The organism is Variovorax ureilyticus (assembly GCF_037889935.1).
GTDB lineage: Bacteria > Pseudomonadota > Gammaproteobacteria > Burkholderiales > Burkholderiaceae_C > Variovorax > Variovorax ureilyticus.
Genome location: NZ_JBBKZU010000023.1, coordinates 43,802 through 58,022, shown reverse-complemented (window position 1 = coordinate 58,022; position 14,221 = coordinate 43,802). Strand labels below are relative to the sequence as shown.

Sequence of the window (14,221 nt, the reverse complement as noted above, 5' to 3'; positions counted from 1 at the left end):
CCATGGGTCTCCTTCACGCCGCGGGTGGAGGCTCCATCCGGGCGATACCGCTCTTCGGCATCTTCAGGGCCCGGCGCCGTGCGCTGGCACTGCCTGCGCGGGGCCTGTTCCTCGTCAACGTCAAGGTGGGGCGCGGCTGCAGCAACAAGCTGTCGTCCGGGCTCGCGGGCGCGTATGTCTCGGCCTATGTGACCGCCGCCGACCAGGACGCCGCCACGCGGCTCGCGATCACCAAGCTCACCGCCAAGGGCTTCGAGTTCCTGGGAACGCAGGGCCCGGTCTCCCGTATCGAACTCGACGATTGGGCGCAGCACATCGCGCAGTCGTGGCCCGAGTTCGTCGACGAACTTCCGAAGCGCGCCGAACTGGCGGCCGCCATGTCGAAGGACATGGTGTTCTTCGGCCCGTTCGTGGGCTACGAGCGGTCGGCCTGAGGGCTGATTGACAGTCCCTGCCGCCTGCCTAGCATGGCGGCGTGGATTCGACGTGCCTTCCAAGGCCGGAAGGGACTTGCGGCGGATGAAACGCCGTGCCTTGCTCCTCGCGCCGGCCGCCACTGCGCTTTCGATGCTCGCAGCTTGCGCGCAGAGACGGGTTCACGCCCAGGGAGAGCCGGAGTCGCTGGTGGACGCTGCCCTGGCGCAGCTTCTTGCCCAGCCGTCGGAGCATCCCTTCGGCGCGGTGGTCGACTTCTCCCGCCATTCGTCCGAGCCGCGCTTCCACCTGGTCGAGCGCAGTTCCGGGGAAATCGTTCAGAGCTTCGTCGTCGCCCATGGCATCGGCTCGGCCGCGCCCGCGGACGACGGCTACGCGGAGGTGTTCTCCAACGTCGAAGGCAGCGAAGCCAGCAGTCTCGGGCTCTACAGGACGGGCGACACCTACGTGAGCGAGCAGCTCGATCACGGGCTGTCGATGCGGCTGCATGGCCTGTCGCCCAGCAACAGCAACGCCTACAAGCGGCTGATCGTGGTCCATGCCCACTGGTACATGGAGCCGAGCAACATCCGCGAGCGCGGCAGCGCCGGCCTGAGCGAAGGGTGCATGGTCTTCTCGTACAAGGACCGGGATGTCGTCGTCGACCTGCTCAAGGGCGGCGCGCTGATCTTCGCGGTGAAGGATCTCGCGCGCCTTCAGGCCTGAAGGCGCGCCGCCAAGCTCTGCGGCAAGAGGCCGCGCCATGAATCGCCCGGCGCCTGCGCCAGCCGCAGGTACACCATCGACACCCACAGGATCGACAGCCCGATCTGCGCATCGCGAAGCGCGGAGTTGAGGCTGGTCGCGACCAGCAGGATCAGCGTCGCGACGAAGGCATAGCGCCCCGCGACATCGTCGCGCCGCCACGCCAGCCAGATCGCGGTGAGCACGATCGCCAGGAGGCAGAGCGAACCCGGCACGCCCGCCTGCGAGCCCATCCACAGGAAGTCGTTGTGCGGCATGTTGTAGTCCGCGAGCAGCTTCGGCCCGCGCAGATGCCATTGCTCGGTCCATCCGCCGATGCCCCAGCCGGCGATCGGACGGTCGATGATCATGCGCGCGGTGTCGCGGTACATGTAGTAGCGCACCACCCAGCTGCCCTCCGACACCGAGCCCGCCTGCGCGGCTTCGAGCTCCTGCATGCCGAGCTCGAACTTCTGCTGCACGCCCGGCGAATTCCACAGACCCACGGCGACCACCGCGCCGCCGATCACCATCGCCACGGCAAGAAGCTTGAGCTGCCGGCGCCACTTGTGCACGCACGCCGCGGCGGAAGCGATCAGCAGCGCCAGCAGCGAAGTGCGCGAGACCAGTGTCAGCGTGATGATGGCAACCACGGCCAGCACCAGCGCAAGCGCTGCCAGCACACGCCATGGCCGATGCTCCATGAGCGACTTGAGGCCGAACACCACCGCCGTCGCCGCCATGATGGTGAAGAGCAGGGCGTTGCTGATCGACTTGTTGCCCACGAGGATCAGCACACCGCGCCAGGGCTCCAGCACCGGAAAACCGACCGAGTAATACAGCCCGATCATCACGATGTTGACGAGCCCGATGATCCAGAAACCGCGCAGCGCCCAGATGGCTTCGTCTTCGGTGAGCGCCAGTGCCATGAGCACCGTGGCCGCGATGCGCAGCCCGTGCCCCAGGTTCGAGCCGGTCTGCGGATAGTGCGGCCCGATGGCCAGCACGATCAGCGTCCACGCGACATAGAAGACGACCGGCCACCACATCGGATTGCCGCGCAGCCGCAAGGCCCGCTCGCGCAAGCCACCGGATGCGAGCAGCGTGATGAGCAGCAGGACCGCTGCCACGTAGGTGACGCCGACCGGCATGAACACCGTGAGGCCCCAGAACATGGCGGCGGGGCGGACGATGTTCGATTTCATCAAGGAATTATCTCGCCCCCAGCTTCGCTCACTTGCTGGCAGCTGACTCGCTGCCCTTGGTCAGTGGGGGAGCGTCATCACGAAACTCGCACCGCCGCCGGGGCGATCTTCGCAGCGGACGCTGCCGCCGTGGCGTTCGGTGATGGACTTGACCAGCGCGAGCCCGAGGCCGACACCGCCATTGCGTTCGCTGGCGCCGGGCAGGCGGTAGAAGGGTTCGAAGATGCGTTCGCGCAAGGCAGCGGGCACGCCGGGGCCGCGGTCGTTGACACGGATCTCGGCGGCACCGGCGCGGCTCGCGAGTTCGACGGTGGTGTCGCCGGCACCATAGCGGCGCGCGTTTTCGAGCAGGTTGCGGATCGCGCGGCGCAGCAGGCGCGGCACGCCGCGCACCGTGAGCGCATCGCTGTGGGTGCCTTCGCTCACTGCAAGGTCGGCATCGACTCGCGCGCATTCCTCGGCGGCGAGGCCGGTGAGGTCGACCGTCTCGACCGTGCCCATGTCCGCTTCCTTCGCGTCGAGCCGGCTGGCCAGCAGGATCTCGTCGATCAGTTGGTCGAGCTCGGCGATGTTGCGCGAGATCTCCTCGCGCGCGGCCCCGCTGGGCCGTTCGCCGCCCATCAGTTCGAGCCCCATGCGGATGCGCGCGAGCGGCGAGCGAAGTTCGTGCGAGGCATTGGCGAGCAGCGACTTGTGCGAGCGCACGAGTTCCTCGATGCGGGCCGCGGCCAGGTTGAAGCGCTTCGACAGGTCGGCCACCTCGTCCTGCCCGTCCTGCGCGACGCGCATCGAGAGGTCGCCTTCGCCCCAGCGCTGCACGCCGCGCTGCAGTTCTTCGAGCCGCTTGGTGAGCCGGCGCACGATCGGGTAGACGCCGAGCGCCACCGCCACGCCGATCAGCGCCACCATCCAGCCCAGGCCGAACGGCGAGCGCCAGGGTGCGATGCCGGGCCCCCCCGGGGGGGCGGGGCGCGGGCCGACGCGCAACGTGACATTGCGTCCGTCGCCGAGATCGACGTCGAACTCGAGCCCCTGGCCGGGCACGCGCAAGGCGGTGCCGCCGCCGATGACCTTGTCCTTCTCGTCCAGCACCACGACATGGCGCGGGACGGGGGCGAGGCGCTCACGCTCGTACTCGGCGGCCTCGCGCACGATCCAGTTGGCGGTGAGCGTGAGGATGAACACACCCGCCACGACCGCAAGCCAGATGCGGACGTAGAGATGGCGCCGGTAGAGGTTCAGCAGCATTGCCGCACCCTAGTCTTGCTGTTTTGCGAACACGTAGCCCACGCCGCGCACCGTGAGGATGCGCTTGGGGTTCTTGGCATCGACCTCGATCGCGGCGCGGATGCGGCCCATGTGCACATCGATCGAGCGGTCGAAGGCTTCGAGCTCGCGGCCGCGCACGGCTTCCATGATCTGGTCGCGCGTGAGCACCCGGCCGGCGCGCTCGGCCATCGCGGTGAGCAGGTCGAACTGGTAGGAGGTGAGATCCGCCGGCTCTCCGCCGACGGTGACGGTGCGCGCGTTGCGGTCGATCTCGAGCGAGCCGAAGCGCATCACCGAAGGCGCGGTCGCATCGGCCCGGCTCTCGCTGCGGCGGCGCAGCACCGCGCGGATGCGGGCGAGCAGTTCGCGCGGCTCGAAGGGCTTGGGCAGGTAGTCGTCGGCGCCGATCTCCAGGCCGATGATGCGGTCCATCGGGTCGCCCTTGGCGGTCAGCATCAGCACCGACACCTTGGCGAGCCCATTGGGCAGCGCGCGGATGCGGCGGCAGATCTCCAGGCCGTCGGTGTCCGGCAGCATGAGGTCGAGGATGACGAGGTCGGGCGTGCGCTGCTGCAGCAGTTCGAGGCCGGTGGCGCCGTCCGCGGCGTGGCTGAAGCCGAAACCGGACTGCGTCAGATATTCACCCACCATCTGCGCGAGGCGGGTGTCGTCTTCGATCATCAGGAGTTGGGGCGTGCTCATCGTGTTTCCCTCCGCGGGGGCGGCATGTTGCAAGGTTCGTCGCCCGCCGCCAAGCCGGCTTGAACGCAACGTAAAGTTCGGTAAACGTCTTTGCCCGGATATTTCAGGCCGGCGCGAAAAGCATCGATTCGCGGGGGCCGTCCCCGAGCGTGGCAGCGGGCAGTTCTTGCAGCACCGCGCGCAGCCTGCCTGCCTCCAGTGCGGGATGGTCGTGCGTCGCGCGTTCGAGAATCTCGGTCGCCAGCAGGTCCAGCCGGGTCGCCGAATCCCGCAGGCGTTTCACGAAGGCCCGGTCGTCCAGCCGGTCGGTGAGGCTGCGGTTGAGCTCCGCGAACCACGGCAGCGCGGCATGGTCGAGCAGCACCGGCGGATTGCGCCGGCCGCTCACCGCGGACCACGCGCGCAGGAAGTCCTGCATCGCGAAGTTCAGCTGCTGGCAATGCTGGAGCTCGTTGCGCAACTGGCCGAGCAGCGCGACGTCGGTCAGGCGCTGCTGGAAGAAGATCTGGGAGAGCACGCCCCAGTAGTAGGTGTAGTCCCAGATCACCTTGACCGGCAGTACCTCCGGGTCGCCGAACAGCGCGTACTGGTCGGTGTAGAGGGCCAGCGTGCTCTCGTAGAACGAGTGGTAGATCTGGTCGTAGAGCTGCGCGCGGGCCTCCAGCGCCAGCCCTTCGCGGTCGCGCGCGATCAGGTCGGCGATGTAGGTGTTGCCGATCGCGATGAAGTCGCTGCCCGGCGAATAGAACGGGTCGAGAAAGAGCCCGGCCTCGCCGGTGAGCGCCCAGCGGTCGGCCGAGAACACCTGCTTGCAGCCGTACGAGAAGCGGCGGAAGAAGGCGAAGTCCTGCAGCAGATGGCGCTTGCCGTCGAGCTCGTCGAAAAGGCGCGGCTGCCAGGTGCGGAACCAGTCCATCGCCTTGTCGAAGCTGTCCATCTTCTCGATCGGATGCAGCCGCGGATCGGCCACGATGCCCACCGAGTGCGACCCCGAGGCCAGCGGAATCAGCCACACCCAGTAGCCCGCGCCGACCAGGTGGTTGGTCGACAGCCATCGCGCCTGCGGCTCGCAGCGCGTGCGCCAGGCCGGGTCGTCGGACCATTCGTCGATGGTGATGCGCTCGCCGATGCGGAACCACACCGCGTTGCATTCGTGCGCGTTCGGCTGCGCGAGGCCGAGCTTGCGCTTGAGCAGGCCCGCGCGGCCGCAGGCATCGACCAGCCAGCGGGCATGCAGCGCGTGCGTCTCGCCGCCGCGCGTCCATTCGATGCGATGCGGCGATCGCGGGTCGTCGGCCAGGTCGATGCGGCGCACCGTGGCGCCGTCGATGAAGCGCACGCCCCGGCGCTCGGCTTCCTCGGCGAGGTAGTTCTCGAAGATGCCGCGGTCGATCTGGTAGCTCGGCACCGAGAGATAGCGGCTGGCGCCGATCTCGGTCACTGCATCGATGTCGCGCCGCCCTTCGCTGAAGAAGAAGCGGAAGCCGAACTTGCGAAGTTGCGCGCCCCGCATGTGCAGTCCGAGGCCGAGCACCGTGTCGAAGTAGTGCGCGCCGATCTCCACCGACGACTCGCCCACCTTGTGCGCGGCATGCGGCACGGGATGACTGCGGCGCTCGAGCACCACCACGTCGATGTCCGAAAACTGCTGCTTGAGCTGCAGCGCGAGCGTGAGCCCGGCCAGCCCGCCGCCCGTGATCACGACGTCGTGTTGGGCGGCGGCGGTCATGGCGATCTCAGCAGGGTTGCAGCGCGAGCTGCAGGGAGAGCTTGTCCGACAGCGGCAGGCGCAGCGATTCGGCATCGCCACGCGCCAGCGCTTCGAACACGGGCAGTGCATCGGCCATCGCGTTGTCGGCGAGCGAGCGCGCGGCATCGGTGCGCAGCGGCGCCGCTCGGGCCGGGCCGCTGGCAAGCGACCAGTCGATCGACGCCATCGAGCGGTCCGTGCGCTCGGGCGAGATGACCATGGCGACGGCCAGCAGGCCGCGGCTCGTCGTCACGGAAGCGAGCGCGCCCACGGCGGGCATGTCGTAGCCGACGAGCAGCACCGCACGCTGGTCTGCAGCGCACTGCGCCGCCGCTTCGAGCAGGGCGGACGCGAAGGTGCTTTCATAGGCCGTCAGCGAATTGCTCGCCGCCATGCAGCCGGTGCCGATGGTCCAGTAGCCCACGGCCGCGTTGTGCACCGAGTTGTGGAACTTGATCGGCGACAGCAGCTTCGGGTCGGCCGCGAGCGTGCTGCACATGTAGTCGTTGATGCCGAGGTCGCCGTGCGCCGATGCGAACACGCACGGCAGGTCTGCCGCATTGCGGTGCGCGGCTGCGACTGCGGCGGCCGCGACTTCGAGCGACAGCGCCACGGTGTCGGGCGCACGGCGGCGTTCGGCCGGCGCGAGCACCTGTGGCGACGGGCGCTTGGCTGGCGGGTCGACGGGCTGCCCCTCGCCACGGAAGACCGCGCGTGCGACCTCCCAGCCGGGCAGCGTGGGTGCCCAGAACGCCGGTCCCTCGATGTAGACGGTCGGTGTCTTCGCGCTCACCTGGGGAACCTCCGTGCCTTGCACTGCGGTGCGAGCGCCTTCGGGCGGCCGGGCGGCGCTCATGCCGCCGCTCCCTTGCCGAAGATCAGCGCGCAGTTGTTGCCCCCGAAGCCGAAGGAGTTGCTCAGCGCATGGCGCACTTCGCCGCGGGCCGGCTGCAGCTTGATCTGCGGGCCGCACTCGTCGTCGAGCGTGGTGGTGTTGACGGTGCCGGGCTTGAGGCCCGTCTCGATCGCGAGCAGGCTGATCACCGCCTCGACGATGCCCGCCGCGCCCAGCGTGTGGCCGGTGAAGCCCTTGGTCGAGCTGGCGTGGGTGGTCTGCGGGAAGCGCCGCGCCACCAGCGCGCCTTCCACTTCGTCATTCTTGGTGCTGGCCGTGCCGTGCATGTTGATGTAGTCGATGTCCTTGGGCTGGAGGCCGGCGCGCGCGAGCGCATCGTCGAGCGCACGTTCGGCGCCCAGGCCTTCCGGGTGCGGGGTCGACATGTGGTGCGCGTCGCTGGCTTCGCCGTAGCCCAGCAGTTCGAGCGGGCCCTCGCCGCGTTCGAGCAGCGCGAAGCCCGCGGCCTCGCCCAGGCTGATGCCATTGCGTCCGGCATCGAAGGGCCGGCACGGTTCGGGCGACACCAGTTCGAGGGAATTGAAGCCGAAGAGCACGCTGCCGCACAGCGTGTCGACGCCGCCGACCACGGCCGCGTCGACCAGCCCGAGGCGGATCAGCCGCTCGGCCGAGGCGAACACCTTGCCGCTCGACGAGCAGGCGGTGGAGATGGTCTCCGCCGGTCCTTCGAGGCCGAGCGCCTCCTGCACGAACAGGGTGAGCGAATGCGGCGTGTGCACCTCGGGTCGGCGCTGGTGGGCCGGAAAGGCGCCGTTGTCGAGCTCGGTGTAGGCCGCTTCGGTCTCGCCGATGCTGGAGGTCGAGGTGCCGAGGATCAGCGCGATCCGGTCCGCGCCATAGCGCTGGCGGGCGGCGGCGACCGCTTCGATGAAGCCGTCCGCCTTCAGGCCCAGCCATGCGAGGCGGTTGTTGCGGCAGTCCCAGCTTGCGAGTTCGTCCGGCAGCCTGAGTTCTTCGAGGCCGTCGACGCGGCCGATCCAGGTCGGCAGCGGCGTCGGGCCGAAATCGTTGGCGCGAAGGCCGCTCTTGGATTGTTCGAGCGCCGCCAGCAGCGGGCCCTTGCCGACGCCGACCGCCGAGGTGGCGGTGAAGGCGCTGACGCGCAGGGGAGGAATACGTGTAGGTGACACAGCAAAAGAAGTGTGCAAAAGCGCTTCGGCGCGAAACCTTTAAGCCTAACAGCTACCGGCGGTCTGGATGCAATCGCCCGCTCTGCCGCAGGGCGTCCCGATCAGGTGGCGGCCGGGTCGGGCGCCTTCTTGTTGTCCTTCGCGGCGCCGTTGGTGTAGCCGCGCGACGCCAATGCCACCAGGAACAGCACCGGCACGCCCAGCGCGGCCGTGCCGATGAAGAAGGCGTGGTAGCCGAAGGCATCCACGAAAGCCCCCGAATACCCGGCGATGAACTTGGGCAGCAGGAGCATCAGCGAGCTGAACAAGGCGTACTGGGTGGCCGAGTAGCTCACGTTCGTCAGGCTCGACAAATAGGCGATGAACGCCGCCGAGGCGATGCCGCCGGCAAGGTTGTCGGCCGACACCACCAGCACCAGCGCCGTGAGGTCGTGCCCACGCGTGGCGAGCCCGGCAAAGAGCAGGTTGCTTGCGGCGCTCAGCACCGCCCCCAGCATCAGCACGCGCATCACGCCGAGCCGCATCGACAGGACGCCGCCGACGAATGCGCCGACCAGGGTCATGATCACGCCGTAGATCTTGCTGACCGTGGCGACTTCGTCCTTGGTGAAGCCCATGTCGACATAGAACGGGTTGGCCATGATGCCCATCACCACGTCGCTGATGCGGTAGACCGCGATCAGGGAGAGGATCAGCACCGCCTGCCACCGGTAGCGGCGGATGAAGTCGGCGAAGGGTTCGATCAGCACGCTTTCGAGCCACTCGCCCGCGCTCTTCGGCCTGGGCGGTGCCGCACGCACCGGCTCGGGCGACAGCAGCACCGTGATCACGCCCACCGCCATCGAGCCGGCCATCACGAGATAGGCGAATTTCCATGCGCTGTTCTGGTAGCCGGCGAGGCCCGGCAGTTCGGCCCATGCAGCGATCCACAGCACGCCGGCGCCCGCCCAGATCATGGCGAGGCGGTAGCCCGTCTGGTAGGCCGCGGCCAGCGCCGCCTGCTTGCGTGCGGCGGCGGATTCGATGCGGAAGGCGTCGAGCGCGATGTCCTGCGTCGCCGAGCCGAAGGCCACCAGCACTGCGCACCACACAAGCGGCGGCAGGCCGTCGCGCGGATCGTTGAAGGCCATGCCGCACAGGCCCGCGATCACCGTGAACTGCGCGATCAACAGCCAGCCGCGCCGCCGGCCCAGGAGGGTGGTGAACGGCGGCACCGGCACGCGGTCCACCAGCGGCGCCCAGGCCCACTTGAAGCCGTAGGCCAGGCCGACCCAGCTCAGGAAGCCGATGGTGGTGCGGTCGATGCCCGCTTCGCGCAGCCGGAAGCTCAGCGTGCCCAGCACCAGCAGCAGCGGCAGCCCCGCCGAGAAGCCGAGCGCGAGCATGCGCAGCGTGGCGGGTTCGAGATAGACCTTCAGCGCGTCGCGCCAGGGCAGGGAAGAGGGGGCTTCGGCAGCCGGTGGTGCGGACATGGAAGGGCGTTATTCAGGGTTCTCCCATTATTCCCCCTCGCGCCCGGTCTCCTCGCCGTCGGTGCTCGTCCTGCCGCTGGCATACCGCTTGCAAGGCATCTTGTACACAAGACGGGATGCTTAATGATGGTGCATCAGCAAACGGATGACGCAGCCGGGCCGGCGTGGATCACGCGGCTCGCCTCGCCGCTCACGACGGCCGCGAGCGGCCCGCTGGCCGGGCTGCGCTTCGCGGCCAAGGACAACATCGATGTGGCCGGCGTGCCGACCACGGCGGCATGCCCCACCTTCGCCGAGTTCTCGCGCACACCCTTGGCGCACGCAACCGTGGTGCAGCGTCTGCTCGACGCCGGTGCGCAATTGCTGGGCAAGACCAATCTGGACCAGTTCGCCTGCGGCCTCAACGGCACCCGCTCGCCCTATGGCCCGGTGCCGAACAGCTTCGATGCGCGCTACGTTTCGGGCGGCTCCAGCTCGGGCTCCGCGGTCGTGGTCGCCCGGGGCGAGGCCGACTTCTCGCTGGGCACCGACACCGCGGGTTCGGGCCGCGTGCCCGCCGGGCTCAACAACATCGTCGGCATCAAGCCCTCGCGAGGCCTGGTGAGCGCGCGCGGCGTGGTGCCGGCAGCGCAGAGCGTGGATTGCGTGTCGATCTTCGCCCGCACCGTCGATGTCGCCGCGCGCGTACTGCAGGCCGCGATGGGCTTCGATGCGGGCGATCCGTATTCGCGCAGGCTGGCGCTCGCCACGCAGCCGTTTCCGGCCAGCTTCCGCTTCGGCGTGCCGTCGGTGCTGCGCTTCTTCGGCGACGCGCAGGCGCAGCAGGCCTTCGCGAAGGCGATCGGGCAGATGCGCGCGCTGGGCGGCGCGCCGGTCGAGATCGACTACGCGCCGCTCGCCGAAGCGGCCGCACTGCTCTACGAAAGCGCACTGGTGGCCGAACGCTATGCCGCGGTGCGCGAGTTCTTCGATGCGCACGAGGCCGAAGTGATCGAGCCGGTGCGCGGCATCCTGGCGCAGGGCCGGGGCTACAGCGCTGCCGACTTTGTCGATGCTCGCGTGAAGCTCCAGGCGCTGGCCCAGCGCGCGGCAGCGCTGTGGGACGGCATCGACGTGTTGCTGGTGCCGACCGCGCCGACGCATTACACGATCGAGGCCATGCGGGCCGATCCGGTCGCCCTCAACCGCAATCTCGGCGAGTACACGAACTTCGTGAACCTGCTCGACTACGCGGCGATCTCCGTGCCCGCGAGCCTGCGCGAAGACGGCCTGCCCTTCGGCATCACGATCATCGGCCCCTGCGGCAGCGACTTCCAATTGGCCGAGTTGGGCCAGCGCTTTCACCACGCCACCGGCCTGCCGCTCGGCGCGACGGGTGAGCCGATGCCCGCGATGCAGGCGTTGCCGATCATCGGGCCGGCTCCGACGGTGCGCGTCGCCCTCGTCGGCGCACATCTGTCGGGCATGCCGCTCAACGGCCAGTTGGTCGAACGCGGTGCACGGCTGCTGCAGGCGACGCACACCGCTGCGCAATACCGACTCTTCGCGCTGTCCGGCACGGTGCCGCCCAAGCCCGGGCTGCTGCGCGTGCCTGGGGCCGAAGGCGCGGCGATCGCGGTCGAAGTCTGGGAGATGCCGCTCGCGCACTACGGCAGCTTCGTCGCGCTCATCCCGGCGCCGCTCGGCATCGGAAGCCTGACGCTCGCCGACGGCAGCAGCGTGCAGGGCTTTCTCTGCGAAGCCCTGGCCGTGCAGGGCGCGGAGGACATCACGCACCACGGCGGGTGGCGTGCCTACATCGCATCGCGCACCGCGCAGCCCGCCTGAACCCCTCGTATCCAACCTCGAACTCTCTGGAGTCCTCCATGGCCCGTTCCGACACTCATCCGACTCTTCCAGCGCCGGCCGCGCGCCGACGCGTGCTCCAGGCCGGCGCGGCCGGACTCGCGGTGCTCGCCGCACCGGCGCTGGTGCGCGCGCAGGCATCGCTCAAGATCCGCATCGGCTACTGGCCCATCGCGGCGGGGCTGCCTTTCTATGCGGCGGTGGAGCAGGGCTACTTCAAGAGCGCCGGGCTCGACGTCGAAGTGCAGCGCTTCGCGGGTGCACAGCAGATCATGGAAGCGATGCTCTCCGACCGCTGCGACGGCAGCGCCAACGGCACCGGCTCGGCCAACATCGCGATCGGCGAGATCGCCGCGCCGGGCAGCTTCAAGATCTTCTGCTCCAACCCGAGCAACGCGAAGAACGTGCTCGACCAGATGCTGGTGCCCGCGGCGAGCACCGCCAAGACCATGGCCGACCTCAAGGGCAAGCGCGTCGCTTCCGGGCCCGGCATCCAAAACGTGACGCTCGCCAAAACTGTCCTCGAACGCGGCGGCGCGACCGGCGCGACCGTCGTCGAACTGCCGATCGGCCAGCATGTCGCGTCGCTCGCGGCCGGGCAGGTCGACGGGTGCTACACGCTGGAGCCGACCGGCACCATCGGCCGCCTCAACGGCAGCACCCGCGTGCTCGAATCCGGCGTGATCGCGAAGTACGTGCTGGGCGATCCGATGGCGCCGTGGTTCGGCGGCTCGGCCTCGCTCACCTCCGCGTTCATCAGGAAGAACCCCGGGGCCGCGAAAAAATTCATCGCCGCGTACGGCCAGGGCGTGGCCTTCGTGCGCAGCAAGCCGGCCGAAGCGCGCCAATACCTCAAGGGCTACACCGCGATCGAAGGGCCGCTCACCGCCGAGGTGCCGCTCGCGGCCTACACGATGTACAACGAGTTCACGCCGGCGGACGTCGCGTACTTCCAGAAGTTCTTCGACCTGTTCTCTGAAAAGGGCATCTTCTCGTCGCGCCTGATGGTCGACACGATGCTCTACAAGGGGTGATGCGATGAGTGCCGCGCCCTGGACCGTGTCCGCCCCCTCGCCGACCGCCGCGCCGCCGCGCGGATCGCACTGGGGCAAGGCCCTGCCCTTCATCGGGCCGGTGGTGCTCTTCATCGTGTGGGACCTCGCAGTGCGCCTCGGCTTCATCAAGGCGATCCTGCTGCCGATGCCCTCGGACACCATCGCCACGCTGATCACCGGCCTCGCCGGCGGGGCGCTCCTGACCGACTTCGCGGTCACGGTATGGCGCACGCTGCAGGCCTTCCTGATCGCGGCGGTGGTCGGCGTGCCGCTGGGCGTGCTGCTCGGCAGCAACGAGAAGGCCTATCGCAGCGTCGAGTTCCTGATCGACTTCTTCCGCTCCACGCCGTCGTCGGCGCTCATTCCGCTGTTCCTGATGATCTTCGGCGTCTCCGACGTCAACAAGGTCGCGATCGCCGCCTTCGGCGCCATGCTCATCGTGGTGTTCAACAGCGCCTATGGCGTGATGAACGCCCGCAAGCAGCGCGTGATGGCCGCCAAGGTCATGGGCGCGTCGCGCTGGCAGATCTTCCGCGACGTGCTGGTGTGGGAGAGCCTGCAGCCGAGCTTCGTCGGCCTGCGCTCCGCGGTCTCGATGGCGCTGGTGATCGTGATCGTGGCCGAGATGTTCATCGGCTCCGACAGCGGCCTCGGCCACCGCATCATCAACTCGCAGCAGGTGATGAACGTGAAGGACATGTACGCATCGATCCTCGCGGCCGGCGCGCTGGGCTATGCGCTGAACATCCTCTTCCTTTTGGCCGAGCGCCGCATCGTGCACTGGAGCGGGCGATGAGAACCGAAGGCAACGTCATCAACGGCCCGGTCTATGCCGACGTGCCGGCGCCCGCGTTCCAGCCGGGACCGGCGGGCACGCACATCACGATCCGCGGCCTCACCAAGTACTTCGCGGGCTGGCCGCTGTACGAGAACTTCGACCTCGACATGCCGAAAAACAGGATCGTCTCGGTCTTCGGGCCCAACGGGTGCGGCAAGTCGACGCTCATCAACATGATCGCGGGGCTGATTCCCATCGACTCCGGCGAGATCCTGTTCGACGGCAAGTCGCTCAAGGACACCAAGATCGGCTACGTCTTCCAGAACTACCGCGAGGCGATGTTCCCGTGGATGCGGACCATCGACAACATCGCCTACCCGCTGAAGCTCGAAGGCCGCTCGAAGGCGGAGGTCGACCGCCGCATGCAGGAACTCGTGGCCTCGTTCGACGTGAAGTTCGACCTGAACCGCTATCCCTATGAGCTTTCGGGCGGGCAGCAGCAGACGGCCTCGATCATGCGCGCGCTCGCGCCGAACCCGGAGGTGCTGTTTCTCGACGAGCCCTTCTCCGCGCTCGACTTCGAGATGACGCTCTTCATCCGCGAAAAGCTGCAGGAGGTGTTCATGCAGACCGGCACCACGATGCTGCTGGTGTCGCACGATCTCGAAGAGGCGGTGTACCTCGCGGACCAGGTGCTGCTGCTGACGAAGCGGCCGACGAAGGTGGCGGAGATCCTCGACTACCGCGATGCGCGCCCGCGCACGCTGGAGACGCTCAGTTCGTCCAGCTTCGTCGCGATGAAGAAACTGAGCCTCGAAATCTTCCAGCGCGAAGTGCGCCGATGACAAGCCCACCCCCAGCCTCGCCCACTTCGTGTGGCTCGGGCACCCCCTCAAGGGGGCGACACCAGCGGCCCGGCCGAGCCGGCTCCACGGCGTCCC

General features: G+C 68.5%; 13 protein-coding genes. 6 read left to right on the top strand and 7 right to left on the bottom strand.

The window, feature by feature from the left end:
- The first annotated feature begins 2 nt into the window (after positions 1 to 2).
- Together WKW77_RS32135 and WKW77_RS32130 are read left to right on the top strand one after the other, a co-directional pair.
- Positions 3 to 434, top strand: a complete 432-nt coding sequence (locus WKW77_RS32135) for a hypothetical protein (protein WP_340360949.1) — start codon at positions 3 to 5, stop codon at positions 432 to 434.
- 190 nt (positions 435 to 624) lie between these two features.
- Positions 625 to 1,140 carry a murein L,D-transpeptidase catalytic domain-containing protein gene (locus tag WKW77_RS32130; protein WP_340360948.1) on the top strand — a complete coding sequence of 172 codons (516 nt, stop codon included), beginning with the start codon at positions 625 to 627 and terminating at the stop codon, positions 1,138 to 1,140.
- On the opposite strand, the gene WKW77_RS32125 is transcribed toward WKW77_RS32130, so the two are convergent.
- The 7 genes from WKW77_RS32125 to WKW77_RS32095 all read right to left on the bottom strand — a co-directional run bounded on the left by WKW77_RS32125 (position 1,131) and on the right by WKW77_RS32095 (position 9,602).
- The gene (locus tag WKW77_RS32125; RefSeq protein WP_340360947.1) at positions 1,131 to 2,363 is read right to left on the bottom strand and encodes an O-antigen ligase family protein; all 1,233 of its coding nucleotides are present in this window, start codon (positions 2,361 to 2,363) and stop codon (positions 1,131 to 1,133) included. The genes WKW77_RS32130 and WKW77_RS32125 overlap by 10 nt on opposite strands.
- A 60-nt stretch (positions 2,364 to 2,423) precedes the next feature.
- The gene (locus WKW77_RS32120; RefSeq protein ID WP_340360946.1) at positions 2,424 to 3,611 is read right to left on the bottom strand and encodes an ATP-binding protein; all 1,188 of its coding nucleotides are present in this window, start codon (positions 3,609 to 3,611) and stop codon (positions 2,424 to 2,426) included.
- 9 nt (positions 3,612 to 3,620) lie between these two features.
- Entirely contained in the window at positions 3,621 to 4,334 is a 714-nt protein-coding gene (locus WKW77_RS32115) for a response regulator (RefSeq protein ID WP_340360945.1), read from the bottom strand.
- 103 nt (positions 4,335 to 4,437) lie between these two features.
- A complete protein-coding gene (locus WKW77_RS32110; RefSeq protein ID WP_340360944.1) occupies positions 4,438 to 6,063 on the bottom strand; it encodes an NAD(P)/FAD-dependent oxidoreductase in 1,626 nt (541 codons plus the stop codon).
- Positions 6,064 to 6,070: 7 nt separating this feature from the next.
- Positions 6,071 to 6,940 carry a beta-ketoacyl synthase chain length factor gene (locus WKW77_RS32105; protein ID WP_340360943.1) on the bottom strand — a complete coding sequence of 290 codons (870 nt, stop codon included), beginning with the start codon at positions 6,938 to 6,940 and terminating at the stop codon, positions 6,071 to 6,073.
- The gene (locus WKW77_RS32100; RefSeq protein WP_340360942.1) at positions 6,937 to 8,130 is read right to left on the bottom strand and encodes a beta-ketoacyl-[acyl-carrier-protein] synthase family protein; all 1,194 of its coding nucleotides are present in this window, start codon (positions 8,128 to 8,130) and stop codon (positions 6,937 to 6,939) included. Before WKW77_RS32100 ends, WKW77_RS32105 begins: the two co-directional genes overlap by 4 nt.
- A 101-nt stretch (positions 8,131 to 8,231) precedes the next feature.
- The gene (locus WKW77_RS32095) at positions 8,232 to 9,602 is read right to left on the bottom strand and encodes an AmpG family muropeptide MFS transporter (protein ID WP_340360941.1); all 1,371 of its coding nucleotides are present in this window, start codon (positions 9,600 to 9,602) and stop codon (positions 8,232 to 8,234) included.
- A 123-nt stretch (positions 9,603 to 9,725) separates the two neighbouring features.
- Between WKW77_RS32095 and atzF the strand changes: the two genes are divergently transcribed.
- The 4 genes from atzF to WKW77_RS32075 are packed head-to-tail and all read left to right on the top strand — an operon-like array spanning position 9,726 to position 14,125.
- Positions 9,726 to 11,429: an allophanate hydrolase gene (gene atzF, locus WKW77_RS32090; RefSeq protein WP_340360940.1), complete on the top strand. Its 1,704-nt coding sequence runs from the start codon at positions 9,726 to 9,728 to the stop codon at positions 11,427 to 11,429.
- 38 nt (positions 11,430 to 11,467) lie between these two features.
- Positions 11,468 to 12,481 carry an ABC transporter substrate-binding protein gene (locus tag WKW77_RS32085; RefSeq protein WP_340360939.1) on the top strand — a complete coding sequence of 338 codons (1,014 nt, stop codon included), beginning with the start codon at positions 11,468 to 11,470 and terminating at the stop codon, positions 12,479 to 12,481.
- 4 nt (positions 12,482 to 12,485) lie between these two features.
- Positions 12,486 to 13,298, top strand: coding sequence for an ABC transporter permease (locus WKW77_RS32080; RefSeq protein WP_340360938.1), 813 nt, complete (start codon positions 12,486 to 12,488; stop codon positions 13,296 to 13,298).
- On the top strand, positions 13,295 to 14,125 hold the full coding sequence (locus tag WKW77_RS32075) for an ABC transporter ATP-binding protein (RefSeq protein WP_340360937.1): 831 nt from the start codon (positions 13,295 to 13,297) through the stop codon (positions 14,123 to 14,125). The genes WKW77_RS32080 and WKW77_RS32075 overlap by 4 nt, the downstream gene beginning before the upstream one ends.
- The last annotated feature ends 96 nt before the right edge of the window (positions 14,126 to 14,221 follow it).

Coding starts and splice junctions, on each gene's coding strand:
- atzF (WP_340360940.1), top strand. CDS start 9,726: ATGATGGTGCATCAGCAAACGGATGACGCAGCCGGGCCGGCGTGGATC.
- WKW77_RS32125 (WP_340360947.1), bottom strand. CDS start 2,363: ATGAAATCGAACATCGTCCGCCCCGCCGCCATGTTCTGGGGCCTCACG.
- WKW77_RS32115 (WP_340360945.1), bottom strand. CDS start 4,334: ATGAGCACGCCCCAACTCCTGATGATCGAAGACGACACCCGCCTCGCG.
- WKW77_RS32135 (WP_340360949.1), top strand. CDS start 3: ATGGGTCTCCTTCACGCCGCGGGTGGAGGCTCCATCCGGGCGATACCG.
- WKW77_RS32105 (WP_340360943.1), bottom strand. CDS start 6,940: ATGAGCGCCGCCCGGCCGCCCGAAGGCGCTCGCACCGCAGTGCAAGGC.
- WKW77_RS32110 (WP_340360944.1), bottom strand. CDS start 6,063: ATGACCGCCGCCGCCCAACACGACGTCGTGATCACGGGCGGCGGGCTG.
- WKW77_RS32080 (WP_340360938.1), top strand. CDS start 12,486: ATGAGTGCCGCGCCCTGGACCGTGTCCGCCCCCTCGCCGACCGCCGCG.
- WKW77_RS32085 (WP_340360939.1), top strand. CDS start 11,468: ATGGCCCGTTCCGACACTCATCCGACTCTTCCAGCGCCGGCCGCGCGC.
- WKW77_RS32095 (WP_340360941.1), bottom strand. CDS start 9,602: ATGTCCGCACCACCGGCTGCCGAAGCCCCCTCTTCCCTGCCCTGGCGC.
- WKW77_RS32120 (WP_340360946.1), bottom strand. CDS start 3,611: ATGCTGCTGAACCTCTACCGGCGCCATCTCTACGTCCGCATCTGGCTT.
- WKW77_RS32075 (WP_340360937.1), top strand. CDS start 13,295: ATGAGAACCGAAGGCAACGTCATCAACGGCCCGGTCTATGCCGACGTG.